We start from the raw sequence: 26,845 nt of genomic DNA, 5'->3' as shown, positions 1-26,845 counted from the left end.
CGAACATTTCGCTCTTGTTCCTGCGACCCATCCCCACCCGGTGACTTTGAAGATCTGACATGCGCTATGCGGTTTACTATGCGGCTCCGGCCGATGAGCTCCTGATGGAGCTGGGAGGCAGCTGGCTCGGGCGCGACCCGTTTTCGGGCCACGACCTGACCCAGCCGACCGTTGCCGGCCTCAACGCAGAAACGGTCCGCACGCTGACGACGGACCCGCGCCGCTACGGATTTCACGGTACGCTGAAGGCGCCGTTTTCCCTGAAAGCCGGGGCGAGCGAAACCGATCTCGTTGGGGCCTGCGAAAATTTCGCAGCGCAGGTGGCGCCCTTCTTCGTGAGCGAACTATCGGTCAATCGCCTCGGCAAGTTCCTGGCGCTGACGCCCACCGTGCCGGAAGCGGACCTTTCCGCCTTTGCCGGCCTGTGCGTGCGCGCCTTCGAGCCTTTGCGCGCGCCTCTGTCCGATGCCGACATCGAACGCCGCCGCAAGAGCGGCCTGACGCCGAAGCAGGACGGCTACCTGACCGGCTGGGGCTATCCTTACATCTTCGACGAATTCCGCTTCCACATGACCTTGAGCAACAAGCTTGAGGACGAATCGCAGGCGGCAACTCTGAAAGCCGCCGCCGAAGCCTTTTTCGCGCCCGTGACCGGCCCGCCCCGGCAGATCGCCACCTTCGGTCTCTTCACCGAGGCCGAGCGCGGCGCGCCCTTCACCATCAAGAAAATCTTTCATCTGACCGGCGACGTGCTGCCCTCGGCAGCGTCCGCCCTTGAGGAAATCCAATGAGCGCCGAACCGACCGTTTTCAAGAACGCCCGCCTGATCCTTCCGGACAGCGTGATCGACGGCAGCCTGACCTGCGACAGCGGCAGGATCGCCGATATCGGCGGCGCAACCTCCGTCGCCGGCCACGACTGCGAGGGTGACTACCTTCTGCCCGGCCTGATCGAACTGCACACCGATCACCTGGAAGTCCATTACGCGCCGCGCCCGAAGGTACGGTGGAACCCGGTCTCCGCGGTCCAGGCCCATGACGCCCAGATCGCCTGTGCCGGCATCACCACCGTGTTCGATGCGCTCCGCGTCGGCATGGACGAGGATGCGGACCTGCGCGCACCGGACATGCGCCAGCTCGCCGACGCCATCGAGCAGGGCCAGGACGAAAACCGGTTTCGCGCGGACCACTTCATCCACCTGCGCTGCGAGGTCTCTGCCCCCGACGTCCTGGAAGCCTACAAGTTCTTCGAAACCGACAGCCGCGTGCGCCTGATGTCGCTGATGGATCACACCCCGGGCCAGCGCCAGTTCGTGTCTCTGGACGCCTACAAGATCTACTACCAGGGCAAGAAGGGCTTTTCCGACGCGGAGATGGAGGCCTTCATCAAGGACCGCCAGTCCCGCGCCGGCGACATCGCGCCGAACAACCGCAAGGCGCTTGCAGCCGACGCCCATGCGCGCGGTATCGCGATCGCAAGCCACGACGACGCAACTGTCGAGCATGTCGAAGAGGCCGTGGATCTCGGCACCCGTATTGCCGAATTCCCGACGACGATCGAAGCGGCCCGGGCGTCGCGGCAGGCCGGCATGAGCGTCCTGATGGGCGCTCCCAATGTGGTGCGCGGCGGCTCGCACTCGGGCAATATCTCTGCCCGGGAATTGGCCGAAGCCGGCTGCCTCGACGTGCTCTCGTCCGATTACGTGCCCGTCTCCCTGGTGCAGGCCGCCTTCCAGCTGGCCGAGGAAGTTGACAGCATCAGCCTGCCGCAGGCGATTGCGACCGTAACCTCGACACCGGCCAGGGCGATCGGCCTCGATGATCGGGGAACCCTGGAAACGGACAAGCGCGCCGACATGGTGCAAGTCAGGCTCGTCGGCAACATACCGATCGTGCGCGGCGTCTGGCGCGAAGGCCGCAGGGTCGCCTGAACAAGGAACACGGGAAATCAAAGCGGTGATGACCGGAACAGCCATGCAGGCGGACAGCAACACGAAACCCGGACCGGGAAAAATGGTCCTCGTTGTCGGCCCGAGCGGCGCCGGCAAGGACACGCTGCTGAATGCACTCAGGGACCGCCTGGCGGATGATCCCCGCTTCCGGTTCGCGACCCGCCAGATCACCCGTCCGGCGGATGGCGCGACCGAGACCCATGTTCCGATCACCGAGGCCGACTATGACGCCGCCATTGCGGCCGGCCGTTATGCGCTCGCATGGCGCGCCCACGGCCTCGGCTACATTCTGCCGCCGGACCTGGACGATTTCATCAAGGCGGGCGGCACTGTCATCGCCAATGGCTCCCGCCATGCCCTTCCCGACGCACTGGAAAAATATGAAAATCTTCTGGTCCTGCTGATCACCGCACCGAAGGCCGTTCTGGCGGAACGGCTCGCGGCCCGGGGCCGCGAAAGCCGCGAAGAGATTGAACGGCGGCTCGACCGCTCCCGGTTTGACATGCCCGATGTCCCGAACATGGCCTGCATCGAAAACACGGGAACGGTCGAAGAGGCTCTGGACAGAATAATGGAAAAATTGACGTAAATTTTTAAGGTTTTACAAACCTAGTCGCTTAATCGGAAATTGAACAGGCTGTGCCATTCTCCCCCGGTATACGTATGTATTTGGGGGCGCTTACAATGTTTCAGGCAGCCGATACTGTACTTTCGAATTATTTCACATTCTCAGGCCGTGCGAACCGGGCCGAATACTGGTGGTGGATGCTCTTCGCATTCCTCGTCGCCGTCTCCATGGTCCTGGTGGACATTTATTTCATCGCACCGTCCTTCGGACAGAGTGCCATGGCCCTGGACGGCAAAAGTCCCGCAAGCCTCGTCACCAATCTTCTGCTGTTCTTCCCGAGCCTCACCGTCAGCGTGCGCCGGCTGCATGACATCGACAGGTCCGGCCTGTGGCTTTTCATCGTCTTCGTGCCGCTGATCGGCGCGCTGCTCCTGTTCATCTGGTCCCTGCAGGGCGGAACTCGTGGCTCGAACTCCTACGGCCCGTCGCCCTATTGAGGCTGTGGACTATTCGTCCTTCTTTTTCTTGCCGAAGGACCCCAGCAGACCGGAGGGCAGTCCGAAGCCTTCCTCGACCGCCTTCAGCACGTCCTGATCGTTGACGTCGCCCTCAATGACTTTCTGAATGTCGATCTGCGTCTTGCCGCCGGTCGCCCGCTTGATCGCCTCGTTCGCGACATCGGCCAGCGCATCGTCGGGTTTCTTGTCCTTGAGGGACTTCACCAGATCGCCGCCGATGCTTTGCAGCTGCTTGTAGGCGGCTTCCGGGTTCTCCAGGATCCCGGCGATATCGGGATAGATCCTTGGATTGTCCCACGGGCCCTTGGCGATGACGGGCACGCCCAGGCCGGCCAGTTTCTTGTCCTCGCCCTTGGCACGTGGCGCCGGTGCCTGGCCTTCGAGCGTCGGAACGATTTTCGGCTCCACGCGCCAGTCGAGCGTGCGCTCCGGCATGTTCGTCGATCCGCCGCCGCTCACCCGGACCAGCGGGCCGATGAGCGAGAAATCGTCCGTGACGGCAATGCCGTTTGCAATCTTGAAATTCGCCGACATGGAACTGAAATCGGTCTTTTCTTCAGAGCTTTCCGCCCAGCCGAGCAGCGTCTTCACCGAAAGACCGCGCACGATCTGGGGAATGTTGATGCCCCGAAGAGAGCCGTCGGCGAATTCGACCCGCGCCGTGCCGTTGAGGTTTTCCACCAGTTGGCGCTCGGAGCCGCCGACCGCCGCCAGGTCCATATCCATGAACGCCCGTCCGTGCAGCCAGCGGGTATCCGCCGCATCGCGCAGGAACGGATGGGCATCAAGATTTTCAAGATGGAACGAAGCCTTGACGCCCGCCGCCGTGCCCGCGCCGTTCAGGGTCACCTTGCCGGTCGCCTTTCCTTCGTAAAGGCTGAGCTTCTGGAGATCCGCGATCAGGACACCGTTCTTGATCGTGGTCTTCAGAACGCTGTTGCCGATGCGGAGCTGGTCCCAGACGATCTCCTTGCTCGTCACCGAAAAATCGGCGTTGACGGCCTTCAGGCCGGAAAAATCGATCGGCGCCGTGCTCCAGCCGCCGCCGGAACCGGATGAACCGCCATTACCGCCGCCACCGGATGTCTTGCCGCCGTTCGATCCTGAAGACGCAGCCTCACCGCCCAGATAAGGATCGAGAACAAGCGTGCCCAAATCAAGATTGGCGGTCACCGTGGGTACCTGGCCGAACGTGACCCGCCCTTTTGCCCGGCCGGAGGTCTTGTCCAGAACGAAACTCGTTTCCTCGAACCCGATGCCGTTGTCCTGGGCCGAAAAAAGGCCCGACACCTTGAAGGTCTTCAGACCGCTTCCGGCCGAGACCGGCTGGCCGACCCAGGCGAGCAGGGAGCGCAGATCCGCGGTCTCGAGCGACAAGGCCCCTTCCAGGTCGCCCCTGCTCTGGATCCGGCCGTCGAAGCCGGCCGAAAAACGCTGCCCCTTGATCTGCGCGGAAACCGGTGCGGCGATGCCGGCAAGAAGCGGCGCGGGCGTTGCCTTGCCGGTCACCGTAAAGCCTTCGCCGCGCCAGGACATGCCGCCGTTCAGGGCAAGCGGACCGTCGAGCCCGTCCACATTGAGGGAAAGGGAGATGTCCTTGATCGTATCGGCTGCCGGATCGCCGCCGGCGACCGAGGCGAGACCCAGTCCCGAAACTTCGCCGCCATCAAGATGCGCATCCCCCTTCAGGTTCAGGCTGGCGAGCAATTCGGGCGCATCCACCCCGCTGGCGGTGAATGCCAGATCCGCCTTCAGGTTGCCGGAAGCGGCAAGATCCTGTCCGGCAAGCGCAAGCAGATCGGCAAGCGACCCCTTGTCGAGCACCATCCGCCCGGAAAGGGCAGGAAACTGTCCGGCGAGATCGGCATCGAAGGATCCGCCGAGATCGAAACTTCCCACCGTCGCCTGAAGATCGCTCAGGGAAAACGCCGCCTCGTTGCCCGCGAGCTTGCCTTCCATGGAGAAACTGCCGGGATCCCGCGGAAGCGGTTTTCCGAACAGGGCGGCCAACTGGCTGACCGACGGCCCCGATGCGGAGATCGTCACATCGGCCTGCGCGGGATTGAGGCCCGCCTTTCCCGAAACGGCGAACGACGCATCGCCGCTTGAAACCTTCAGCGAAACAGGTACGTCCTCGCCGCCGACGAACGACAGGGGTGCGGTAATGGAACCGGCAACGGCAACCGGATTGTCCTGCCAGACGAACTTGCCATCCAGGTCGACGTCCCCTTCCAGGTCGGGAGCAGAAACGGTCAGGTCGAGCGCCTTGAGTTCCAGCTTTTCACCGGTTTGGCGGTTCGAATAGACCACATTGCCCTGGGAGATCTCGAACCGGTCGACGCCGATCTTCTTAATGAAACCGGCTTCGCGGGTCGCAGGGGGTTCATCGCTTTCCGGAGCTGACGGCGCGGGCGTTTCGGCAGTCTGTGCCGAGGAAGTGTCCGGACTTTCCGTTTCATCGAACCGTCGGCGCGGCTGCCAGCTGGTCGTACCGGAGGGGCCGATTTCGAGGAAGATATCAGGTTTCCTGAGCTCGATCCCGGTGAGCCGGATTTCGCCGCCGAACAGGCCTTCCCAGGCCAGGCCGAAATTGACGGCTTCCGCCTTGGCGAACTCGATCCCGTCGGCGCCCGCCTCGCCGGACAGGCCGACGTTTTCCGCCGTCAGCGAAAACCCGGGCAACAGCGACAGGCTGACCGGTCCGTCGAGGCGGAGCCGCCAGCCGAGCTGGTTCTCCACCACGGAGACGACCTGCTGCTTGATGGCGTCCTTGGGCAAAAAGAAGGGGACTGCCAGCACGAATGTTACCAGCAGGAAGAAAAACGCTCCAAGTCCGATCAGTAGCCGCCGCATGCCGCCTTTCCCCATCACGATTCGGGGCCAGTTTATGACAAGCCCGCAATAAGTGTGAGGCCTCATTTTGGCAAGAACGCGACGTGAAGCTTGTCCGGGACTGTTCGGGCCTAGAGACCGGCCCTTACAAAGTCACCATGTGGTTGTCCCAGGAAATCCCCGGCGGGCGGGCCAGGATCTCCGGCAGGGACTGCGGATCTTCCGCATAGCGCAGCCCGCCGGTGCCGTCGGAAATAAGGAAGCCGGAGGCGTCGAGCGGCGCCAGGCCGCAACCGTCGACGACCTGATCGGCCCCGAGAAAGGCGCCGGTCTCCGCCGCCCAGAACAGGACCTGCCCGCCGCGCGGAGCGGATGTGGCAATCACATCGCCGGATGCATTGACGACGACCGAACCGATGTAGCTCTGCAGGCCGGACGCCAGCGCCGACGGGACCTCCGTGAGCGTCGGACCGCTATCGCGGGTCATGTGCGCCACCAGTGGTGGTGAAAGGCTCTTGTCGCCTTCGAACTGCCCGCCGACCCAGACTTTACCCTGCCCGTCCAGCGCCATGTGGCGCAGGGAAAGCTGATGCAGGTTTTGACTCAGACTGTGCTGCGCCAGCAGGTCGCCGCGTTCCCGGTCCAGAAAGACGACTGACGGCTGCATTGTGTCGAGATTGAGCTTTTCGCGCGGCCGCGACGGATGGGTCTCGATCCCGCCGTTGGCGACGACCAGAACCTTGCCGCCTTCGGCAAGGAGAATGTCGTGGGGGCCGATTCCGCCGGTCTCGATCTCGCCGATCCGCCGGATCTGCCGTCCGCTGACGTCATAAACGCCGAGAACGCCGCGCACGGCGTCATAGTCATTCTCCACCGCATAGACCAGCCGGCCATCGGGAGAAAAACAGCCATGACCGTAGAAATGCCGACCTTCGATGGAGGTCAGCACCTGCGGCTCGGTCCGTTCGAACGGGTCGATCAGCAGCGCAAACGTGCCCGGACGCCGGGCAAAGGCCATGAACCGCCGCCCGTCCGGAGAGACCGCGATGCCGTGGCCGCGGCCTGGCAGCGCAACACGGGCAAGTTCCTGGCCGGCATCATCGATGATGGCGATCCCGTAGCTGCCGTCAGCCTCCCGGCGCGCGCTGGCAAAGAGCGGATAATCGAGCGCGCTTTCTTCCAGAAGCGCCGCACCGCCGGCAAAGGCGGAAAAATGGCCGGCACTCAGGGCCGCAATTCCGCCAAGACCTGCCAGCAGTGCACGCCGGCTAATTGCTACACGGTCAGTCGCCATCCAGCGCATTGAAGCCTCCTGATAGGGAAAGAGCGCCCGCCAGTTCGCCCGCCATCGTGTCGCGCAGACTGTTGATGGTCAGGGTCAGAACCTTGAGCTTGTTATAGGTGTCGCCATCCTCGATGGATTGGCGGATCGGCGGGGCGATGCCCGCCAGAAGGTTCTGGGCGTTTCCGAATTCGAAATAGATCGAATCCGGTATCCAGGCATATTCCTCGTCCAGCACGGGTTCGAACCCGGCAACGCGCAGAGCGTCTTCGATGCCTTTGAGTTCGGCACCCACATAGGCGATCCCGTTTCCGGAGCGGGAAAAGGGAACCCGGTTCGGTTTCGCACTATCCGGCCCCTTGCCCAGCGCCGGCAGAACGTCCTGGTCCTTGGCGATGACCAACCCGGTGACAAGGGCATTGAAGATCACCTCCATGGCATCCTTGCTGGTGCGCACGTGATCGTTCTTCGACCCCGGCGAAAGCAGCACCGAACTGTAGCCGTCCGGATCATCCCAGGCGGCTGCCACGTCGTCCGCCACCTGGGCCACATTGACGGCGATCGCCTTTGCATAGCCGCAGATGAAATCCCGCGTCTTGCCCGGATCGCCGAGCGCGACCTCGCCGTCCTTGTCGAAGGCGATGAGCTGCAGGGCCGTCAGGCCCTGAACCGCAACGCTCTTGTCCTTGAGGGCCGCGGCATCGGTGGCCGTTTCGTCCTTCGTGGCGAGGATTTTGCGGATCTGCCTTTGGGCGATTCCGCGCGGATCGGGCATGAACGCCAGGCGGTTCAGGCGATCGTCTTCCAGCAGCGGGCCGTAGCGGAGGAAGGAAATCTTCGCGAAGGCGGTGACGGCATCACCGTATTTCTTTGCAAACACCGCTTTCGTTTCCGCGGTGGTTTCCGCGCAAACCGCATCGATGGCAGGCGGCAGGTCGTCAGCCGCGCTGGCAAATCCGTCCGCAGCCGGCCGGATATAGCCCTCAATGCTCGATGTGATATTGGCGGAAAAGTCCTGTGCCCCCGCCGGTCCGGCGATGGTCCAGATACAGGCGGCGAAGATCAGAAAACGCATCAAAGCGACTCCAGGAAACGGATGAGGGCGGCCCGGTCGGCCGGACTAAGCTCGACGACCTGATCGCGAGCCGGCTGGGCTTCGCCTCCATGCCATAACACGGCTTCGAGCAAATTGCGCGCGCGCCCGTCATGCAGGAAGCGGGTGTGGTCGTTGACGGTTTCCGTCAGGCCGATCCCCCAAAGGGGCGGTGTCCGCCATTCGCTGCCCGATGCATCGCCGACGGGACGGTGGTCGGCAAGCCCTTCCCCCATGTCGTGCAGGAGCATGTCCGTATAGGGCCAGATCAGCTGGAACCGGTGTGCCTTGTTCTCCGCCTTGCGGCTGGTCACGAATTTCGGATTGTGGCAACCGATGCAGCCGATCTCGTGAAACAGCTCCTTGCCGCGCAGAACCACCGGATCGTCGAAGGCGCGACGGGCGGGTACTGCAAGATTTTCCGAATAGAAGGTGACCAGATCCATGACCGGATCGGGGGCTTCCGTATCGCCGAGCTGCGTCTGTTCGCCGGTCGGCCTCTTTCGGCAATCCGTCTGCGCATCGGTGCAGTCTCCGTAAGGATCCGGCCGGTCCGGCGTGCCGATGCCGATATCGCCGGAAAAGGCGTCCGCCGCCTGGTCGCGCACGGTCGGGTTGGACGCCTTCCAGCCGAAACGGCCGATCGTCAATTCACCGCTCCGGGGGTCCCGTACCCGACTGACCTTGCCGGAAATGCCGTCGCCATCCTGGTCCTCCGGATCGGCCAGAGCCTCGATGTCACCCGGATGGATTGCCTGCAGGAGACCCATGCCGATCATCGGCGGCGCCACCCGCGGCGAAATCATCGTATCGGCATGCATCGGACCGAAGCCGAGATCGCGGACCTTGTAGGTTGGCTTTTGCAAAACCGCCACCTCGCCGCCGTTAAGCGGCACCTCGATTTCTTCCAGCTCGATATCGAACCGGCCTTCGCCGGACAGGCCGGTCACCGCAAAGGTCTGGAACTGACCGCCGTAGGTCGGCTCGGGAATGCGCAACGCGGCCTTCGAAGCAAGGGCTGCTTCCTGTTCGCTATTCTGCGGCGGGATCGACAGGCGCAGGAACAGCGACACCGCGTCCTCGCCGGCAAGCGGCGGACGGCCACGGCCGTCCTTCAGATGGCAGCCCTGGCAGGAACGGGCGTTATAGAGCGGGCCCAACCCGTCCGACGCCTGCGTGGAGGAGGGCGACGAGGCCCACATCTTCCGGAACAGGCCGTTGCCGATCTTGAAGGTCTGCTCTTCCTCGAATGTGATGTTCGCGGAAAAATGGGAATAGGCATCCCGGTTGATCAGCTTGGTGGACGTGGCCGCGCCGCCGGACATGGGTTCGAACATTTCCGGCTTTGAAAAATCCGTCCCCGGGGCGACGACACGCGCGACGCGCTTGCGGTCCTTGGGCGTCAGGTCGTCACGATATTTCAGGGCATCGGCGGCAAAAACGGAACTCGCGCCAACGCAAGAAGAGCCGAAGACGGCCAGCGCGACCGCACTCCGCACGGCCGATTTCATAGACTTGATCACTTTACTCGCATCCGGATCACATGCCGCGGCCCCTCTTTCCGCGGCAATTGCACCCGGGCCGGCGGAGGCAAACCCCGCCGGCCCGTCGTGACGACTTACTGGAAGACAGACGACGGGTTGTCGAGACTGTCGGAGCCTTCGAAAGCGACTTCTTCAAGCTCCAGCGCCTTGACGACCCGCTCGATCGACTTTGTCTGGTCGATCAGTGCATCGACCGCAGCCTGGACGACCGCATTGCCCTCGTCATTGCCTTCGCCGATCATCTGGTCATAGGCTTCGCCGCCCTCGGCCCGCGCCTTCATGGCCTCGAAGGCTGCCAGCGAAGCATCGAGCTTGGCCTTCATTTCCTCGGCCAGGGCCGGATCCTTTTCGGCAACCAGTTCGGCAAGCGAAGCGCCGGCGACGTCGTTCTTGCCGTCGAGGCTCTTGTAGGTGCCGAAGTAAACGTTCCGCATACCGACGACGTCGTTGTAGTGCGACATGTGGGTATTGTCGGAGAAGCAGTCGTGCTCCTCTTCCGGGTCATGCAGCATCAGGCCCAGCTTGATGCGCTCGCCGGCCAGTTCGCCGTAGGACAGCGAGCCCATGCCGGTCAGGATGGTCGCCAGCCCGCCGGCTTCGCCCTTGCCCACCAGATCCGCGCGGGCCGCCCCGCCCGGTGCCCAGGCATCGACCATTTCCTGCAGATCGGAAATCAGAAGGGCCGTTGCGGCCTTCAGGTACTGGACCCGGCGCTCGCAGTTGCCGCCGGTGCAGTTCGCCGGGTCGAAATCGGTTGCCGGACGGTTGCCCGCGCCCGCGTCCGTGCCGTTCAGATCCTGACCCCACAGAAGGAATTCAATGGCATGGTAGCCGGTGGCGACATTGGTTTCGACTTCGCCGGCTTCCTGGAGCTTGTCGGCGAGAAGCTCAGGCGTGATCTCGGTCGCATCGATCGTCTCGCCGCCGACCTTCAGGATCGGATTGGCAATCACGTTGGCTGTATAAAAGACATTTGCTTCCGAGCTGTCGCCATAGGAAACATCCACGTAGTCGATCAGGCCTTCATCGAGCGGCCAGGCATTCACCTTGCCTTCCCAGTCGTCGACAAGGGCGTTGCCGAACCGGAACGCTTCGGTCTGCTGATAGGGGTTGCGCGCCTTGCGCCAGGCGGCGCGGGCTGCGGCAAGCGTCTCTTCGCTCGGGTTGGCGGCCAGCGCTTCGACCGCCGTCTGCAGGTCCTGCGCGGATTTCAGTGAATCGGTATAGGCCGCTTCGGCGACATCGCCATAGGTTTTCAGGACGTCCTCAGGGGTCGCCGCCAGCGCCGGCAGCGCAATGAAGGCGGCCGCAGCCATCAGGCCGTACTTCAAGGATTTCATCAGGTGTTTCCTCTCGGTCTTCAACAACAGTGGTTCGGTTCCCGGTTCCGCTCACTCCGGCGCATGATAATTCAGCGCACCCCCGATCCGGCTCAACCGTTTCAAGAGGCATTCCGACCGTTCCCGGTACGCGGGTATGAATTCGATGCCTGCAGGAATCAATTTATGAAGATAAAAGTCAAGTATAAAAATAAGCAATTTCAATAGTTTAGAATGATTCAAAACTGGAGGATCAGGTGCAGGTTTAGATTTGATCGGTTTTTTTCCGACACATGAATAAAAGATCAAGTGTTTGATGATACGAGAGGATTGTCGCCGGACGGTCGAGCCATTAGGCTTGGGGCGAAGAACAAATCCGGACTTCACACATGCTGAAATCATTCAAGCAGTTCATTCGCGAAATCACCTTCGGTGACAGCGGCAAGAAAACCTTTGCCGAAGACGACCACAGGCTCGCGGCAGCCGCCCTTCTGTTTCACCTCACCGACGTGGATGGCGTCATCGAGGACAGCGAAATTCGGAAACTGCGGGAAATCCTGCAGAGCCACTATCAGCTGACGGATGACGAGACCAAAGAACTGATCGACATCGCCAAGCTCCGGGACAGCGAGGCCGTTGACCTTTATGGCTTCACTTCGGTGCTGAAGCGAAGGACGGATGAAGCGGAACGTCTCGCGATCGTCGAGATGATGTGGGAAGTGGTCTATGCCGACGGCCATGTCCATGAATTCGAGGACAACACCATCTGGCGCGTTGCCGAACTGCTGGGTATTTCCACCCGCGACCGGATGAACCTGCGGCGCAAGGTGGCCAAATCCGCCCCGGAACCGGACGAAGACTGACGGGTCTTTCCGGTTATTGCACTGCAAAAGGGCTCGACCGCGTGCGCGAAGTGCTCCATATTTAATGTCATGAGATTGGAAACCTTCGCTGACTCGCCCCGTCCGAAAGTTCTGGTGATCCTCCATCAGGAGCATTCGTCACCCGGCCGCGTCGGGCAGGAACTGATCAGGCGCGGCTTTGCTCTCGATATCCGCAAGCCGCGTTTTGGCGACACGCTTCCCGAAACCATGGCCGGCCATGCCGGGGCTGTGATTTTCGGCGGGCCGATGAGCGCCAACGACCCGGATGGCTATGTCCATCGCGAGATCGACTGGATCAAGGTCCCCCTGCGCGAGGGAGTCCCGTTTCTCGGGATCTGTCTCGGCGCGCAGATGATGGTCAAACAGCTCGGCGGCACGGTAGCGGGCCACCGCGACGAACTGGTCGAAATCGGCTACTACCCGCTGATCCCCACCGAGCAGGGCAAGGCCCTGATGAAGTGGCCGGAAAAGGCCTACCAGTGGCACCGGGAAGGCTTCGACAGGCCCGCCGGCTGCGAGTTGCTGGCAACCGGCCCCACCTATCCGAACCAGGCGATCCGCTACGGCCAGAATGCCTATGGCATCCAGTTCCATCCGGAACTGACCCATTCCATGCTGGTCCGCTGGACCACCCGCGGCGCCCCGCGCATGGCACTGCCAGGCGCCCAGCAGCGCCGGGACCACTTCGCCGGCCGCTATGTCTATGACCAGGCGGTCCGCCGCTGGCTCGATGCGTTTCTCGATCTGTGGATCGGACGGGCTGACGGAAGTCATGTCCACGGCATCGCGACAGCCGCCGAATAGCGCCTGCCGCGACCCGATTTCGGATCAGCCCGAATAGACGACCAGAAGATCCTTGGCGTCGATCTGCGTTCCGGGCGATACCAGCACTTCACCGATGGTCCCGTCGCGCTCCGCATGGAGGGCGGTTTCCATTTTCATGGCCTCGATCGACAAGAGCACGTCGCCGGCGGACACGGTCTGCCCCGGCTTGACGGCGACCGTGGAGATGACCCCCGGCATCGGTGCACCGACATGGGCTTCGTTGCCGTCTTCCGCCTTGCGCATGGCAGCAGACCCCGCCGCACCATGGGCCCGATCCGGAACCTTGATGATCCGAGGCTGACCGTTGAGCTCGAAAAAGACCTTCTGCTCGCCTTTCTCATCCGTCTCGCCGAATGCCTGACACCGGACGACCAGCGTCTTGCCCGGCTCCAGGTCGACCAGGATCTCGTCGCCCGCTTCCAGCCCGTAGAAATAGACCGGGGTCGGCAGGACCGAGGTCGGACCGTATTGCTGCTGCGCCTTTTCGAAGTCGGTGAAAACCTTGGGATACATGAGATAGGCGGCAAGATCCGCGTCATCCATGTCACGCCCGGTGGCTTTCGCCGCCTTCTCCCGCTCCGCTTCCAGGTCAGCCTCATCCAGCAGGGAGCCCGGACGCACCGTGATCGGTTTTTCGCCCTTCAGCACCTTGTCCTGGATCTTCTTCGGCCATCCGCCCGGCGGCTGGCCGAGATCGCCGTGCAGCATCTTTACCGCCGAATCCGGGAAGGCCACGTCCTTGGCCGGATCCTCGACATCAGCCACGGTCAGTCCCTGGCTGACCATCATCAGCGCCATATCGCCGACGACCTTGGACGATGGCGTCACCTTGACGATATCGCCGAACATCATGTTTGCATCCGCATAGGCCTGGGCGACTTCGTGCCAGCGGGTTTCCAGCCCCAGCGAGCGTGCCTGTTCCTTCAGGTTGGTGAACTGGCCGCCGGGCATTTCATGGAGGTAGACCTCAGAGGCGCCGGAGCGCAGATCGCTTTCGAACGCCCGATACTGGCTACGCACCGCTTCCCAGTAGAAGGAAATCTCGCGAATGGTCTGCGGATCCAGCCCCGTATCGCGCGGACCGCCGCGCAGGGCCTCCACGATCGAGCCGAGGCAGGGCTGCGAGGTCAGGCCGGAGAGCGCGTCCATCGCCGCATCCACCGCATCGACGCCGGCCCCGACGGCGGCCAGAACGCTCGCAGCCGAAATTCCCGACGTATCATGGGTGTGGAAATGGATCGGCAGGCTGGTCTCGTCCTTCAGCGCCGTGACCAGCATCCGTGCCGCTTCCGGCTTCAAGAGCCCGGCCATGTCCTTGATGCCGAGGATATGCGCGCCGGCCGCCTCGAGCTCCTTGGCCAGGCTGACGTAGTACTTCAGATCGTATTTCGGCCGGGCGCTGTCGAGCATGTCGCCGGTGTAGCAGAGCACGCCCTCGCACAGCTTGTTCGCTTCAATGACTGCGTCCATGGAAACCCGCATGTTCTCCACCCAGTTCAGGCAGTCGAACACGCGGAACAGATCCACGCCGTTTTCCGCCGCCTGGGCGACGAAGAACTTCACCACATTGTCCGGATAATTGGTGTAGCCGACGCCGTTGGAGCCGCGCAGAAGCATCTGTAACAAGATGTTCGGCGCCTTTTCCCGGATCAGCCGCAGCCGCTCCCAGGGGCTTTCGGTCAGGAAGCGCATGGCGACGTCGAAGGTCGCCCCGCCCCAGCATTCAAGCGAAAACAGCTGCGGCAGGCCGGATGCATAGGCATCGGCGATCCGCACGATGTCATGGGTGCGCATGCGGGTCGCAAGCAAGGACTGGTGGCCGTCGCGCATGGTGGTGTCGGTCACCAGTGTCCGGGTCTCGGCCTTCATCCAGTCGGCAAAACCCTTCGGGCCGAGCCGGTCGAGAAGCTGCCGGGTGCCCTCCGGCTTGTCGTCGCCGTAGACCGGCACGACCGGCAGGGCCGTGTCCTTCGGAGGGCGGGCCCTTGAGCGGGTCTCCGGATGACCGTTCACCGAGACATCGGCGATATAGGTCAGGAGTTTGGTCGCGCGGTCCTTGCGGCGGGTCTGTTCGAAAAGCTCCGGCGTGTCGTCGATGAACCGGGTCGTATAGGAATTTGCCCGGAAATCCGGGTGGTCGATGATATTTTCCAGGAACACCAGGTTGGTCGCGACACCGCGGATACGGAATTCGCGCAGCGCCCGGTCCATGCGCTTGCAGGCTTCCTCCGCCGTCGGCGCCCAGGCCGTCACCTTTTCCAGAAGCGGATCGTAATAACGGGTGATCACCGCCCCGGAATAGGCGGTGCCGCCGTCGAGCCGGATGCCGAACCCGGTCGCGCCCCGATAGGCGGTGATCCGGCCGTAATCGGGAATGAAGTTCTGCTCCGGATCTTCCGTCGTGATCCGGCACTGCAGCGCATGGCCGTTCAGGCGGATGTTGTCCTGGACCGGCACGCCGCTTTCAGCCGTTCCGATCTTCGCCCCGCCCGCGATCTGGATCTGCGCCTTGACGATGTCGATGCCGGTGACTTCCTCCGTCACCGTGTGTTCCACCTGGACCCGCGGATTGACCTCGATGAAGTAGACGGAACCCGTATCGGCATCCATCAGGAACTCGATGGTGCCGGCGCCGCGATAGTTCACCTCGCGGCCGATTTTCAGGCCGTAGCCGCACAGTTCCTGGCGCTTGGCTTCGTCCAGATAGGGTGCGGGCGCCCGTTCGACGACCTTCTGGTGCCGGCGCTGGATGGAACAATCGCGTTCGAACAGATGCACCAGTCCGCCCTGGCCGTCGCCGAGGATCTGGACTTCCACGTGACGGGCCCGCTGGACCAGCTTTTCCAGGTAGATCTCGTCCTTGCCGAAGGCGGCCCGCGCCTCGCGCTTGGCAGCCACCACGTCGCGCATCAGCGTGGCTTCATCGGGAATGACGCGCATGCCGCGGCCGCCGCCGCCCCAGGACGCCTTCAGCATCACCGGATAGCCGATCTCGGCCGCAAGCCGCTTCACCTCGTCCATGTCGTCCGGCAGCGGGTCGGTCGCCGGCATGACCGGAACACCGGCGTCGATCGCAAGATTACGCGCGGCCACCTTGTTGCCGAGGCGGCGCATGGTCTCCGGCTTAGGCCCGATGAAGATGATGCCCGCTTCCTCGCAGGCTTCGGCGAATTCCGGGCTTTCCGACAGAAAGCCGTAGCCCGGGTGGATCGCGTCGACCTTCGCGGTTTTGGCAACGCGGATAATCTCGTCTATCGCCAGGTAGGCTTCGATAGGTCCCAGACCCTGTCCGACCTGATAGGCCTCGTCCGCCTTGAAGCGGTGCAGGGCCAGCTTGTCCTGCTCGGCAAAGATGGCGACGGTCTTCAGACCGAGTTCGTTTGCGGCCCGGAACACGCGGATTGCGATTTCGGAGCGGTTCGCGACGAGAATCTTGCTGATTGCCAAAAACTGTCCTCCCACGGCAGGTTACGTTGCAGTGCGGCAAGAAGCCGGACCTGCTTTCTACTGCGATTTATATCGATTTAGAAGTGCGCATCCCGCCGCGCCGGTTTCCGTGATGCCGCAACCGGAACGAAAGGCCATATAAGTCAGAGCCTTACCCTATAAGTCCGCACCGGAAAGCCAGGGCGACCGCATGGGTGCGGTTGGCCGCGCCGAGCTTGCGCGACGCCTCTTTCAGGTACCAGTCCGCCGTATGCCTTGAAATCCCGAGCCTGTCGGCGATGTCTCCGCTGGTCAGGCCCGCGGCACACCATTTCAGGCATTCCGTTTCCCGGGCGGTGAGCCCGGCGCCGGCACTGCCTTGAGGAAATTGCGGTTTCGCAAGCTCCAGGACATGGGAATAGGCGCACATTCCGGCCAGATGAAGCGCCCGGAAATCGTCAGGAGCCAGATCCACCCTGTCCCCGCCGAAAGTCAGGGACCCGATCATGCCGCGCGGTCCGTGCACCGGGATCAGGACACCGTCATTCATCTTGAAGGCTCGCGCCTCGTCGAGGATCCGAAGGCCCTTTGGCGTCACATCGTGATCGTTGCGGGTGTCGGCCCACACGAACGGTCTCGCACTCCGCCTCGCTCTCGCGATAACCGGGTCATGCAGAACATAGTTCTTTCCGAGGTACCGGTTTTCCCACTCCGGATCCCATCCGGATGACAGGATATAGGGCGCAGTCATCGAACCCGGCCCGCTAAAGGTCGCCAGCGCAAAGGATGAAAGCCCGTAATCTCCCGCCAGGTCGGACAGGTCCGCCGTTGCGGACTCCACATTACTGCGGCCGGACACCTTTTCCGCGAACGCAAACGCCTTGTATAAAGATTCGTTTTGCATTCAACGCTCCGAAAATTCCGCGGATTTCTTCATGCCGCGATCGGAGGCGCATCCCGCTGCCCCATAAAGATACAATTGCCTTAACCGGCCAATTTCAACGTCCAATACCGGGGTCTTTCCAGATCAAAATGTTGATAGCAACTATTCGAAATCACCAGATTTGGTAAGAACAAATATGAAACACCGGAAATTAGGTGATTCGTCTCGGTTCTGTTCCCAGTTCGTCCAGTCGTTAAGCGCCAATGTATTTATTATTGTATTTCCATTTACGGAATATCCATGATTGACAGAATTTTCAAGCCGAACCGGAAACCACCTCCGATTCGCCTAACTCCTTGGCCAGATTCAGCATTTTGTATCGTCCGGTCACCCGCAAACCAGATGTCGTAGAGAACGAATCCTGAATCCGCGCGAGTCGCCGATTCGGTCGAGTTTTGTTCTGGAGTCGTTCTTTTTGGCCTGCTCCGAGCGGCCTCAAGGGCCGATATCCGGGATTCACGGTCATGAAAAAAGACACGGGACAGGCGGCGGACGCTTGTGCTAGACCGCGCAGGTTATTCCGGTCGGGCCATGGCGGCCCGCGATACAGACAAAACCTCATCTCTCGCCAAATGCCCCGTCCTCACAACATGCCGCTCCCGCCAGCAGCCCGTTCGAAAACCGTTACCGCGGTTCTCGGGCCGACCAATACGGGCAAGACCCATCTGGCCATCGAGCGCATGCTGGCACAGAAGTCCGGTCTGATCGGCCTGCCGCTGCGCCTGCTGGCGCGGGAAGTCTATGGCCGGATCGCGGAGCGTGCCGGCACCGACGCCGTCGCTCTGATCACCGGCGAAGAGAAGATCCTGCCGAAGTCCGCCCGGTTCTTCGTGTCCACCGTCGAAGCCATGCCGCTCGATCTGGACACGGAGTTTGTCGCCATCGACGAAGTCCAGCTTGCCGGCGATCTGGACCGGGGGCACGTGTTCACCGATCGCATCCTGAACCTGCGCGGACGCTCCGAGACGCTTCTTCTGGGGGCGGCGACGGTCCGCCCGCTTCTGGAAAAGCTGATCCCGGGGCTGAACGTGGTCACCCGGCCGCGCATGTCCGTCCTGGCCTATGCCGGTTCCAAGAAAGTGTCGCGCCTTCCGCCCCGGTCCGCCATCGTCGCCTTTTCCTCCGACGAGGTTTACGGCATCGCCGAGCTGATCCGCCGCCAGAGAGGCGGCGCGGCGGTCGTTCTCGGCTCCCTCAGCCCCCGGACCCGCAATGCCCAGGTCGAGCTGTTCCAGAACGGCGATGTCGAGCACCTGGTGGCGACCGACGCCATCGGCATGGGGCTCAATCTGGATGTCGACCACATCGCCTTTGCCGGCAACCGCAAATACGACGGCTATCAGTACCGTCAGCTGACCGCCGCGGAGATGGGCCAGATCGCGGGCCGCGCGGGCCGGCACACCCGCGACGGCACCTTCGGCGTCACCGGCCGGGTCGATCCGCTGGACGACGATCTGATCGAACAGATCGAAAATCACCATTTCGGCGCCCTGAAAGTGCTGCAATGGCGCAACAGTCATCTGGATTTTTCATCCACGGCAGCCTTGCGCCGGACGCTCGACAGGCCGCCGAACGAGGAGGGTCTGGCACGCGCGCCCATCAGTGAGGACATCACCGCACTTGAAAACCTTTTGCGCGATTCCCTCATTCAGGACATGGCAAAGGGCCCAAAAGCGATCGAATTGCTCTGGGATGTGTGCCAGGTGCCGGATTATCGCAAGATTGCGCCGGCCAATCATGCGGAATTGCTGAACACGATTTACACCCATCTGATGCAGGACGGAGCGATCGCGGACGACTGGTTCTCGCGTCAATTGGCCTTCGCAGATCGCACCGATGGTGATATCGACACATTGGCAAACCGGATTGCTCACATCCGGACCTGGACGTTTGTCGCGAACCGTCCCGACTGGCTGGCCGATCCGGCCCATTGGCAGGGCGTGACGCGCGATATAGAAGACAGGCTGTCCGACGCCCTTCACGAACGGCTGACACAAAGGTTCGTGGACCGGCGCACAAGTGTATTGATGCGACGTTTGAGAGAGAACGCCATGCTGGAAGCGGAAATTACATCGAGCGGTGATGTGCTCGTGGAAGGTCAGCACATCGGAAATCTGCTTGGCTTCCGGTTTGCACCCGATTCATCGGCCGAGGGCCAGGACGAGAAGGCCGTGCGCGCCGCCGCGCAAAAGGCCCTGACGACGGAAATCGAGAACCGCGCCGATAGGCTGTCCCGGTCCGAAAACGCCGATTTCATCCTGACCGCAGACGGATCGATCCGCTGGCGCGGCGAGGCGGTCGCCAAGCTGACCGCCGGCGAGGACGTCCTTACCCCGACCGTACTCCTGCTCGCGGACGAACACCTGACCGGCCCTGCCCGGGACAAGGTCCAGGAACGGATCGACCTTTGGGTCAAGGCCCAGGTCGAGACCCTGTTGAAGCCGCTGACCGACCTGAAGGCCGCCGAAGGTCTGGAAGGCCTCGCCCGCGGCATCGCCTTCCGCATCGTCGAGGGTCTCGGCGTTCTGGAACGCCAGGAAGCAGCCGATGAAATCCGGCAGCTCGATCAGGACATGCGCGCCTCCCTGCGCAAGCTCGGCGTCCGTTTCGGCGCGTATAACATCTATGTCCCGGCTCTCCTGAAACCCGCGCCGAGCCAGCTTCTGGCCCAGCTGTGGGCGCTCAAGCACGGCTCGCTCGACATGAACGGCCTGTCGGAACTGCCGCAGCTTTCGGCGTCCGGGCGAACCTCCATTCCTGTCGATGAAACCATCGACAAGGCGCTTTACAAGGTTGTCGGTTTCCGCGTCTGCGGACCGCGGGCCGTACGCATCGACATTCTGGAACGGCTCGCCGACCTGATCCGGCCGCTGATTGCCTGGAAACCGCTCGATGCGGAAGTGGCGCCGCCCGACGGCGCCATCGCCGAAGGCGGCGGCTTCACCGTGACCGTGGCGATGACATCCCTGCTCGGCTGTGCCGGCGAGGATTTCTCCGCCGTGCTGAAATCCCTCGGCTATCGTCTAGAGACCCGCGAAGTCCAGCGCCCGGCGGCGCCGAAGCCGGCCGAAACGGAACAGCCGGCGGAAACCGCAGCTGAAACCGCCGAAGCGTCGGAAGCCGCGATCGAAAGCAGCGAAACTCCTGCCGAGGAAGCCGCAGCTTCTGAAAATGCTGCCGAACCGGCTCTGGCTGTTGCTGAGGCTCCGGCGGAAGCGGTGGCCGAAGCCGAAACCGTGACTGAGCCGGAAGCCGCGCCCGCGGAACCGGCGGCAGAAGGCGAAACCGCCCAGGCAGAAGAAACATCGGCCGCGGAAGTGCCGGCCGAAGCCGGCGAGATGGAAACCGTCACGATCGAGATCTGGCGTCCGGGCCGGGCCGACCGCCGCCCGCGCGGCCGTGGCCAGGACAACCGGCGCGGCGCCGAAGGCCGAAAGGGCGCCGGACAGAAACGTCCCGGCGGGCCCAAGGCCAAGAGCGGCAAGCCGCAGCGCGGCGGAAAACCGTTCGAAGGCGGACAGGGCCGGCGCGACAAGGCTCCGCAGCGCGACAAGCCGATCGATCCGAATTCCCCGTTCGCAGCCCTCATGGCGCTGAAAGCCGATATGGACAACAAGGGAAAGAAGTAGATTCCGGGTGACGAAGCCATTCCGGCCGGCCCTTCCGCCGGCCTGAGAGTCGACAAGTGGCTCTGGTATGCCAGGGTCGCGAAATCCCGCACGCTTGCCCAGAAACTGGCGACCTCCGGGCATATCCGGATCAACAAGGACAAGATCTCGTCCGCCAGCAAGACGGTACGGATCGGCGATGTGCTGACCATCGCGCTGGAACGCCGGGTGCTCGTCTTGAAGGTCGCGGCGCTGGGGACGCGGCGCGGACCGTTTGCCGAAGCGCAGAAACTTTACGAGGATCTGTCGCCGCCGCCGCCACCGCGCGAGGCGCCGCCACCGCCGCCCCCGGGCCAGCGCGAAGCAGGCGCCGGCCGGCCGACAAAACGGGATCGCAGGCGAATCGACACTCTGCGGGAGACCGATTGAAACAAAAATCCCGCCATTACGGGATATGCGGGTAAGGGTTTTCGCTCCGTGACTTTTTGCGCAGCGCGCAACGCTTGCGCTCAATTCATAAAAGAGCTACCCAAACCCTCGACATCGTTGCGGCACCCGGTGCCGCCGCAGCAGGCCGGAACGGCATGGTCCCGGACCGGCGAAGCCGAGCTTTATAGAGGATTGAGATGACATACGTCGTCACTGACAATTGCATCAAGTGCAAGTACACCGATTGCGTGGAAGTCTGCCCCGTTGATTGTTTCTACGAGGGTGAAAACATGCTGGTGATCAATCCGGACGAATGTATCGATTGCGGCGTCTGCGAGCCGGAATGCCCCGCCGAAGCCATTCTTCCCGACACGGAGCCGGGTCTGGAGAAATGGATCGAGTTGAACGCCGAATATTCGGAAAAATGGCCGAATATCACGGAAAAGAAGGATCCGCTCCCCGAGGCGGAAGAATTCGACGGCAAACAAAACAAGCTGGAAGAATATTTCTCGCCCAATCCTCCGGCCTGAGGCGGGATCGGGAAATTTCCGGAGGCCGGATGCGGCCGATTGTCCGGCCGAACAGGTCTCGTCAGGGCGCGGATGATTTGATCCGGTTTAAGTTTTATTGAATCGGGCGGTAAAACTGCCGGGAAACAGGTGTTTTTTGCTGATCTGCATTTTGTGCATGGCAGCGCAGCGCTCTTGCGCACCGCGATAAGACTTTAATTTTTCGTCCGACTGTGTTATATATGCCAAACTGTCGTTCAAAGACCCGTTAACTCCCCCCAGCGGAGATAACCAGTCGCGCATTCCGGGCAGGAATGCGAATAGGATCATTCGCTTCGTATGACTGAGCAGACTTCTATAGTGGAATTGAACGACTGACTACCCAGACACGCCACTCATCAACAGGCGTTCCATCAAAGGATCGCCAGTTCGGTCTGCGTGTCGAAACCAAATCAGGGAGCCGGGCATCCGGCTCATCTTCGGTCGAAACGACCGGCAACTGCGCAGGAGAATATACGGGAATGGCAACAAGCACGAAAAAGGCCGCGCAGCGTCAGGGATTCAAAACGGGCGAACATATTGTCTATCCGGCACATGGCGTTGGTCAGATCACTGCCATTGAAGAACAGAACGTCGCAGGACATGCCCTGGAACTTCTGGTCATCGTCTTCGAAAAAGACAAGATGACCCTGCGGGTACCGGTCGCCAAGATCGCGTCCGTCGGCATGCGCAAGCTCGGCGACCCCGCGGTCGTCAAGAAGGCCATGGAAACCGTTCGCGGCCGGCCGCGCATCAAGCGCACCATGTGGAGCCGCCGCGCCCAGGAATACGAAGCCAAGATCAATTCCGGCGACCTGATCGCCATCTCGGAAGTGGTGCGCGATCTGTTCCGCTCGGAAAACCAGCCGGAACAGTCTTATTCCGAACGCCAGCTCTACGAAGCTGCGATCGATCGCATGGCCCGCGAAATCGCAGCCGTCAACAAGTGCTCCGAAACCGAAGCGACCAAGCAGATCGAGCAGAATCTTGCGAAATCGCCGAGCCGTCTCAAGGCAGCTGCCGCCGCCGAGGCATCGGATGACGACGACGAAGATCAGGAAGCAGCCGCCTGACAGGCGCGCATAACGCTTCCCCTTCGAGGGACCTATCGAGACCCGGCTTCGGCCGGGTCTTTTTTTGTCCGGCGCCCGGCTCCGATCATCCGGGACCTCATGGGAAGTCCCCTGTCATCACATCTTTGTGCACGCTACGGCACTGCTTAATTGCGCCAAACTGATCTAATATACGTGTTTAGACGTAAAAGCTCCCATGCGTAACCTTGGAGCAGCAGGCCAATGTCCAACTCATTGAGCGAAAGACGTCAAATGGTCCGGGCGGCCATGAAAGCGCCCTATCTCTCCCGCGAGGAAGAACATGAACTTGCCGTGCGCTGGCGGGATAATCGCGACGAGAAGGCCCTGGAAAGGCTCTCGATCTCCCATATGCGGCTGGTCATTGCCGTCGCATCCCGGTTCCGGAACTTCGGATTGCCCCTCGGCGACCTGATCCAGGAAGGTCATGTCGGCCTGCTGGAGGCCGCGGCCCGGTTCGAACCGGAACGGGAAGTGCGGTTTTCGACCTATGCCACATGGTGGATCCGCGCCTCGATCCAGGATTACATCCTGAGAAACTGGTCGATCGTCCGCGGCGGCACATCGTCCTCGCAGAAGGCGCTGTTTTTCAACCTGCGCCGCCTGCGGGCGAAACTGAACGGCAGCCGGCAGACGATGTCCGATTCCGAACTGCATCAGAAGATTGCCGACGCCATCGGCGTCAAGCAGTCCGACGTGGCCCTGATGAACGCCCGGCTGTCCGGACCGGACACCTCCTTGAACCAGCCGATGCTCGACAATGACGGCGCCAGCGCGGACCGCCAGGATTTCCTGGTTTCCGACGCGCCGCTGCCCGACGAGATCGTCACCGACACCATCGATACGGAGCGCAGGCGCCGCTGGCTGTTTTCCGCGCTCGGCGTCCTGTCGGAACGGGAGTTGAAAATCGTCCGGGAACGCCGGCTATCCGAGGACGGGGCAACCCTGGAATCGCTGGGCGAGAAACTCGGTATTTCCAAGGAACGCGTTCGCCAGATCGAAAGCCGCGCCATGGAAAAGCTGAAGGCAGCGCTTCTGAAGTCCCAGCCGGACCGGATGGCTTATTCCGGCTGAAAACGGCCCGGGCCTTCATCTTCGATGATCGCGGTCGCTAATCGGTCACCAGCTTGATCGAGGTGCCCGCCGGTATTGTCTTGTCCTGATCCAATCCGTTCAGGATGGAGAAGAAATCCAGGCGGCGGGAGGCCTCGATCCCGCTCATGCCGATCGCCAGCCTGCGCGGCGTGTCGCCCGGCTTCGATTTGATCACCTTGATCCTGAGCGACCGCAAACGGGCGCGCTCCGTCGGCGTCAGCTGGCGGAAACTCTCAATGGTTTCGTGGAACTGGGCGCCAAAGCTGTCGGTCGGGTTGCGGCTGGCAAAGATAAAGCGGTAGCCGGTCTTGCCGATCCTGAGAACCGCGATCCGGAACGACCAGCCCTGGGTGATCGCGGCCCCCGTCACGCCCGGAATGCCGCCGATCGTCGTCTCCCGCACGCTTTGCGGCAGGAGGCCATTGATCCAGCCGGCATTCATGTAGTCCCTCAGGGAATCGTACCCGCTCAGATCCGCCCCGTCGAAGCGCATGGCGGTGCCGTCGCCGTTGCTGGCAAGCACGGCTTCCGGCGAATTTTCCATGATATAGCCCTTGGGCACGGTAAAGCCGATGCCAAGCGCCTTGTGCAGGAAGGAGCGGCCGCGCACGAAGCCTTCCAGCGGATCGTCGCCGTAAAGCATGCCGTCGATGCGGGCCAGATAGGCATCCCGGTCCCGCTCGCCGATGCCCGGCGCCCCGATCTGCCGGGCGGCCCGGATCGCCAGCGAAACCCGCTGCGGCGTGGACGGGTGAGACGACAGGAAGTCCGGCGCATTCGACTTGGCCTCGTTCGCCGTCTGGTAGTCCGCATAAAGTTTCATGGACTCCAGGAACCGCGCCGCGGCGTAAGGGTCGAAACCGGCTTTCGCCAGGGTTTTCACGCCGATCGCATCGGCCTGCAGCTCCTGCGTCTGGGAAAACCGGGCGAAGGAAAGTTGAGAGGAAATGATCGCCTGGCGCGCCTTCTCGCTGTCCTGGACCACATTGGACAGGATCTTGTCGGCAAGTTCGCGCGCCTCGGCCCGCTGCTGGCGCTGAATGGCGTGGTTGGAGGTCACATGGGCCATTTCATGGGCAATCACCGCGGCCATCTCCGACGTGTCGTTGGCAAGGGCCAGCAGGCCGCGGGTCACGTAAAGATAGCCGCCGGGCAGGGCAAAAGCGTTGATGGCCGGAGAATTCAGAATTGTGATCTTGTAGGACTGGGCAGGATCCTCCGACGCCTCGACCAGGCGCCCGACAACGCTTGCGACCGCCCGTTCCGCGCCCGGGTCCTTGTAGACGCCGCCATAGGTGGCGACCACGTGCGGGTGCTCCCGGGCGCCGATATCGGCGGCCAGGTTCGGCCTCAGCGTCCCCGGCGCGATGGTGCCGATCGTCGAACCGTCGCCGAGAAGCTGGCAGCCCGCGACCGCAAGCATGAGCGCACCCGCAAAACCGAAGCGGAGAATGCCCTGCCTTTTGTTCCTGTCCTGCCTTGCTCGGAAGATGCCCGTCACTCTTCACCCTTCTTGAAATCGATCACATCGAGCTGACCCGGATGCGCCAGCTCCATATAGGGCCCGTCCCGGACCTGAACCACACCGCGCACCAGGACTGCCGCGCCTTCAAGATCGGCAACGCGCGCGCCCTTTTTTGCAAGAACAGCATCGAAAGCCTCTTCTTCCGACACTTTCAAGGTAACGGTAAAATCACTTTTCCAGCGGAACCCGAAATTGAGATAACGAGTACGCGCCGTTATTCCAAGGGAAACAATGCGGCCCGCCGCCACGACATAATGCCCCGCCTGGTCCAGAAGGGCTGCCGGATAGCGCGTGCTCAGCACCTTCTCATCTTGCCACAGACCCTTATCGGCGCGCCGGGCGAGGGCCTCCGACCATTTCAGGGCCGCGGTACAGTCCGGTAAGCCAAGCTCCGGAGCAACCAGCGCCCTGCCGGAACTTAACAGCGCCTGCTGGACGAGGACCCGGTCAGTCCCGCGCTCGGCAACCACCCACGCGGGCGACAGCCCCCACCGGTTCTCCGGCCCGGCGGGATAGGCGAGATACCGGGTGCCCGCTGCCTCCGACGGACCTTGGGCAGCTGCATCGCGGTCCGGAACGATGATATCGGCCAGAAGAAAGCCTTCGCCGGCCGCACTCCGGTAGATGGTCGCGTCTTCCCCGGCCGTTACCGGCACGGGTTCAAGGCTCTCGGCCGCATCGGCAACGCAAAGGCTCACCGCACGACCGGGATCTTCCTGCGCCTGGCTTTGGGCAGACAGAAAGATAAAACACAGGACAAGGGAAACGCGACGGCCGCATCCGGCCGGCTTATCCGTCCTCGTCATCTTCCTTCCCCAAGGAAGGCCCCGTCGCCCTGCCGCCGGGGTCTTTCTGTACAGATCCCTCAAACTTTTCCCGCCGCCCGCATCACCGATCGATAGAATCCGGTTACCTGTCAAATAAGGCAAGGCGAAGATGAAGGCGATCGGACCTGAAAAAAGCTTCCTTGGAAAGCAGCCGGAGTTTTCCATCGGGGCTCGCAACCGCGGGGATTTCATGGTAATCGGACCTTCACTGGCCCCGTAGCTCAGCAGGATAGAGCATCAGATTCCTAATCTGAGGGTCACGCGTTCGAATCGCGTCGGGGTCACCAATTTTTCAAATCTTTCTCTCGGGTCGGACATTTTGCGTTTTCTCTAAGCAGGTGATCTGTGCCGAAAGCCATCTGCACCAGGCTCGTTAAAAAACTCAAATTTGACCCCGTCCGCATGCCGTGATTATGGGATGGCCCGCCCCTCTCCGGAGCGATCCGATAGGATTGCTCTGTATTTGAGGTAGAGAGGAACGGACCGATGTCGATTTTTGTACTTGGAATTGATCTTGGCAAGAACGTGTGCAGCCTG

At 62.2% G+C, this 26,845-nt stretch carries 21 protein-coding genes and 1 tRNA gene; 12 read left to right on the top strand and 10 right to left on the bottom strand.

All coding sequences use genetic code 11. From position 1 onward, the window contains the following. The first annotated feature begins 59 nt into the window (after window positions 1–59). From HK439_RS10990 to HK439_RS10975, 4 genes are all read left to right on the top strand, one after another. Window positions 60–791 carry a DUF1045 domain-containing protein gene (locus HK439_RS10990; RefSeq protein WP_190291513.1) on the top strand — a complete coding sequence of 244 codons (732 nt, stop codon included), beginning with the start codon at window positions 60–62 and terminating at the stop codon, window positions 789–791. Further along, entirely contained in the window at window positions 788–1,930 is a 1,143-nt protein-coding gene (locus tag HK439_RS10985) for an alpha-D-ribose 1-methylphosphonate 5-triphosphate diphosphatase (protein WP_190291512.1), read from the top strand. The genes HK439_RS10990 and HK439_RS10985 overlap by 4 nt, the downstream gene beginning before the upstream one ends. A gap of 28 nt (window positions 1,931–1,958) precedes the next feature. Beyond that, window positions 1,959–2,540, top strand: coding sequence for a phosphonate metabolism protein/1,5-bisphosphokinase (PRPP-forming) PhnN (gene phnN, locus HK439_RS10980; RefSeq protein ID WP_190291510.1), 582 nt, complete (start codon window positions 1,959–1,961; stop codon window positions 2,538–2,540). A 95-nt stretch (window positions 2,541–2,635) separates the two neighbouring features. Then, window positions 2,636–3,016 carry a DUF805 domain-containing protein gene (locus HK439_RS10975; protein WP_190291508.1) on the top strand — a complete coding sequence of 127 codons (381 nt, stop codon included), beginning with the start codon at window positions 2,636–2,638 and terminating at the stop codon, window positions 3,014–3,016. Window positions 3,017–3,025: 9 nt separating this feature from the next. Here HK439_RS10975 and HK439_RS10970 read toward each other — a convergent pair whose 3' ends face one another. The 5 genes from HK439_RS10970 to HK439_RS10950 all read right to left on the bottom strand — a co-directional run bounded on the left by HK439_RS10970 (window position 3,026) and on the right by HK439_RS10950 (window position 11,128). Then, the gene (locus HK439_RS10970; protein ID WP_190291507.1) at window positions 3,026–5,890 is read right to left on the bottom strand and encodes an AsmA family protein; all 2,865 of its coding nucleotides are present in this window, start codon (window positions 5,888–5,890) and stop codon (window positions 3,026–3,028) included. A 124-nt stretch (window positions 5,891–6,014) separates the two neighbouring features. Then, window positions 6,015–7,163, bottom strand: a complete 1,149-nt coding sequence (locus HK439_RS10965) for a DUF1513 domain-containing protein (RefSeq protein ID WP_209011724.1) — start codon at window positions 7,161–7,163, stop codon at window positions 6,015–6,017. After that, window positions 7,153–8,226 carry an imelysin family protein gene (locus HK439_RS10960; protein ID WP_190291503.1) on the bottom strand — a complete coding sequence of 358 codons (1,074 nt, stop codon included), beginning with the start codon at window positions 8,224–8,226 and terminating at the stop codon, window positions 7,153–7,155. Before HK439_RS10960 ends, HK439_RS10965 begins: the two co-directional genes overlap by 11 nt. Continuing rightward, entirely contained in the window at window positions 8,226–9,755 is a 1,530-nt protein-coding gene (locus tag HK439_RS10955) for a di-heme oxidoredictase family protein (protein WP_190291692.1), read from the bottom strand. The genes HK439_RS10960 and HK439_RS10955 overlap by 1 nt, the downstream gene beginning before the upstream one ends. Before the next feature lie 107 nt (window positions 9,756–9,862). Further along, window positions 9,863–11,128: an imelysin family protein gene (locus tag HK439_RS10950; RefSeq protein WP_190291501.1), complete on the bottom strand. Its 1,266-nt coding sequence runs from the start codon at window positions 11,126–11,128 to the stop codon at window positions 9,863–9,865. 368 nt (window positions 11,129–11,496) lie between these two features. On the opposite strand from HK439_RS10950, the gene HK439_RS10945 reads away from it, so the two are divergent. Together HK439_RS10945 and HK439_RS10940 are read left to right on the top strand one after the other, a co-directional pair. After that, window positions 11,497–11,970 (top strand): TerB family tellurite resistance protein, encoded by a 474-nt coding sequence (locus HK439_RS10945; protein ID WP_190291500.1) that lies wholly within the window; start codon window positions 11,497–11,499, stop codon window positions 11,968–11,970. Between the two features lie 69 nt (window positions 11,971–12,039). Next, window positions 12,040–12,795, top strand: a complete 756-nt coding sequence (locus tag HK439_RS10940; protein WP_190291498.1) for a glutamine amidotransferase — start codon at window positions 12,040–12,042, stop codon at window positions 12,793–12,795. A gap of 24 nt (window positions 12,796–12,819) precedes the next feature. On the opposite strand, the gene pyc is transcribed toward HK439_RS10940, so the two are convergent. After that, window positions 12,820–16,263 carry a pyruvate carboxylase gene (gene pyc / locus HK439_RS10935; RefSeq protein WP_190291497.1) on the bottom strand — a complete coding sequence of 1,148 codons (3,444 nt, stop codon included), beginning with the start codon at window positions 16,261–16,263 and terminating at the stop codon, window positions 12,820–12,822. Window positions 16,264–16,414: 151 nt separating this feature from the next. Continuing rightward, a complete protein-coding gene (locus HK439_RS10930; protein ID WP_190291496.1) occupies window positions 16,415–17,146 on the bottom strand; it encodes a LuxR family transcriptional regulator in 732 nt (243 codons plus the stop codon). A 629-nt stretch (window positions 17,147–17,775) separates the two neighbouring features. On the opposite strand from HK439_RS10930, the gene HK439_RS10925 reads away from it, so the two are divergent. The 5 genes from HK439_RS10925 (at window position 17,776) to HK439_RS10905 (ending at window position 23,935) form a co-directional block, all read left to right on the top strand. Further along, window positions 17,776–20,814 (top strand): helicase-related protein, encoded by a 3,039-nt coding sequence (locus HK439_RS10925; protein WP_209011723.1) that lies wholly within the window; start codon window positions 17,776–17,778, stop codon window positions 20,812–20,814. Continuing rightward, the gene (locus tag HK439_RS10920) at window positions 20,815–21,222 is read left to right on the top strand and encodes an RNA-binding S4 domain-containing protein (RefSeq protein WP_419247585.1); all 408 of its coding nucleotides are present in this window, start codon (window positions 20,815–20,817) and stop codon (window positions 21,220–21,222) included. Between the two features lie 197 nt (window positions 21,223–21,419). Then, window positions 21,420–21,752: a ferredoxin FdxA gene (gene fdxA, locus HK439_RS10915; protein WP_190291493.1), complete on the top strand. Its 333-nt coding sequence runs from the start codon at window positions 21,420–21,422 to the stop codon at window positions 21,750–21,752. Between the two features lie 500 nt (window positions 21,753–22,252). After that, window positions 22,253–22,843, top strand: coding sequence for a CarD family transcriptional regulator (locus tag HK439_RS10910; RefSeq protein ID WP_190291491.1), 591 nt, complete (start codon window positions 22,253–22,255; stop codon window positions 22,841–22,843). A 222-nt stretch (window positions 22,844–23,065) separates the two neighbouring features. Beyond that, window positions 23,066–23,935 (top strand): RNA polymerase factor sigma-32, encoded by an 870-nt coding sequence (locus HK439_RS10905; protein WP_190291490.1) that lies wholly within the window; start codon window positions 23,066–23,068, stop codon window positions 23,933–23,935. Window positions 23,936–23,972: 37 nt separating this feature from the next. On the opposite strand, the gene HK439_RS10900 is transcribed toward HK439_RS10905, so the two are convergent. Both HK439_RS10900 and HK439_RS10895 read right to left on the bottom strand, forming a co-directional pair. Then, window positions 23,973–25,379 carry a M48 family metalloprotease gene (locus HK439_RS10900; RefSeq protein ID WP_190291485.1) on the bottom strand — a complete coding sequence of 469 codons (1,407 nt, stop codon included), beginning with the start codon at window positions 25,377–25,379 and terminating at the stop codon, window positions 23,973–23,975. A 74-nt stretch (window positions 25,380–25,453) separates the two neighbouring features. Then, window positions 25,454–26,473 (bottom strand): hypothetical protein, encoded by a 1,020-nt coding sequence (locus tag HK439_RS10895; RefSeq protein WP_190291481.1) that lies wholly within the window; start codon window positions 26,471–26,473, stop codon window positions 25,454–25,456. Window positions 26,474–26,518: 45 nt separating this feature from the next. Here HK439_RS10895 and HK439_RS10890 point away from each other — a divergent pair. Beyond that, window positions 26,519–26,595: transfer RNA gene (locus tag HK439_RS10890), tRNA-Arg, on the top strand. On the opposite strand, the gene HK439_RS26690 is transcribed toward HK439_RS10890, so the two are convergent. Beyond that, on the bottom strand, window positions 26,590–26,845 hold a 256-nt coding region (locus HK439_RS26690; RefSeq protein ID WP_209011722.1), incomplete at its 5' end, for a hypothetical protein. The genes HK439_RS10890 and HK439_RS26690 overlap by 6 nt on opposite strands.

Source organism: Roseibium aggregatum (assembly GCF_014692675.1).
In the GTDB taxonomy this organism is placed as follows: Bacteria; Pseudomonadota; Alphaproteobacteria; order Rhizobiales; family Stappiaceae; genus Roseibium; species Roseibium aggregatum_C.
This window is presented reverse-complemented; position numbering and strand designations above follow the sequence as displayed.

Excerpts from the sequence above, each read along its gene's own strand:
- HK439_RS10990 (WP_190291513.1), top strand. The coding sequence starts at position 60 with ATGCGCTATGCGGTTTACTATGCGGCTCCGGCCGATGAGCTCCTGATG.
- HK439_RS10985 (WP_190291512.1), top strand. The coding sequence starts at position 788 with ATGAGCGCCGAACCGACCGTTTTCAAGAACGCCCGCCTGATCCTTCCG.
- phnN (WP_190291510.1), top strand. The coding sequence starts at position 1,959 with ATGACCGGAACAGCCATGCAGGCGGACAGCAACACGAAACCCGGACCG.
- HK439_RS10975 (WP_190291508.1), top strand. The coding sequence starts at position 2,636 with ATGTTTCAGGCAGCCGATACTGTACTTTCGAATTATTTCACATTCTCA.
- HK439_RS10970 (WP_190291507.1), bottom strand. The coding sequence starts at position 5,890 with ATGCGGCGGCTACTGATCGGACTTGGAGCGTTTTTCTTCCTGCTGGTA.
- HK439_RS10965 (WP_209011724.1), bottom strand. The coding sequence starts at position 7,163 with ATGGCGACTGACCGTGTAGCAATTAGCCGGCGTGCACTGCTGGCAGGT.
- HK439_RS10960 (WP_190291503.1), bottom strand. The coding sequence starts at position 8,226 with ATGCGTTTTCTGATCTTCGCCGCCTGTATCTGGACCATCGCCGGACCG.
- HK439_RS10955 (WP_190291692.1), bottom strand. The coding sequence starts at position 9,755 with ATGAAATCGGCCGTGCGGAGTGCGGTCGCGCTGGCCGTCTTCGGCTCT.
- HK439_RS10950 (WP_190291501.1), bottom strand. The coding sequence starts at position 11,128 with ATGAAATCCTTGAAGTACGGCCTGATGGCTGCGGCCGCCTTCATTGCG.
- HK439_RS10945 (WP_190291500.1), top strand. The coding sequence starts at position 11,497 with ATGCTGAAATCATTCAAGCAGTTCATTCGCGAAATCACCTTCGGTGAC.
- HK439_RS10940 (WP_190291498.1), top strand. The coding sequence starts at position 12,040 with ATGAGATTGGAAACCTTCGCTGACTCGCCCCGTCCGAAAGTTCTGGTG.
- HK439_RS10930 (WP_190291496.1), bottom strand. The coding sequence starts at position 17,146 with ATGCAAAACGAATCTTTATACAAGGCGTTTGCGTTCGCGGAAAAGGTG.
- HK439_RS10925 (WP_209011723.1), top strand. The coding sequence starts at position 17,776 with ATGCCGCTCCCGCCAGCAGCCCGTTCGAAAACCGTTACCGCGGTTCTC.
- fdxA (WP_190291493.1), top strand. The coding sequence starts at position 21,420 with ATGACATACGTCGTCACTGACAATTGCATCAAGTGCAAGTACACCGAT.
- HK439_RS10910 (WP_190291491.1), top strand. The coding sequence starts at position 22,253 with ATGGCAACAAGCACGAAAAAGGCCGCGCAGCGTCAGGGATTCAAAACG.
- HK439_RS10905 (WP_190291490.1), top strand. The coding sequence starts at position 23,066 with ATGTCCAACTCATTGAGCGAAAGACGTCAAATGGTCCGGGCGGCCATG.
- HK439_RS10900 (WP_190291485.1), bottom strand. The coding sequence starts at position 25,379 with ATGCTTGCGGTCGCGGGCTGCCAGCTTCTCGGCGACGGTTCGACGATC.
- HK439_RS10895 (WP_190291481.1), bottom strand. The coding sequence starts at position 26,473 with ATGGAAAACTCCGGCTGCTTTCCAAGGAAGCTTTTTTCAGGTCCGATC.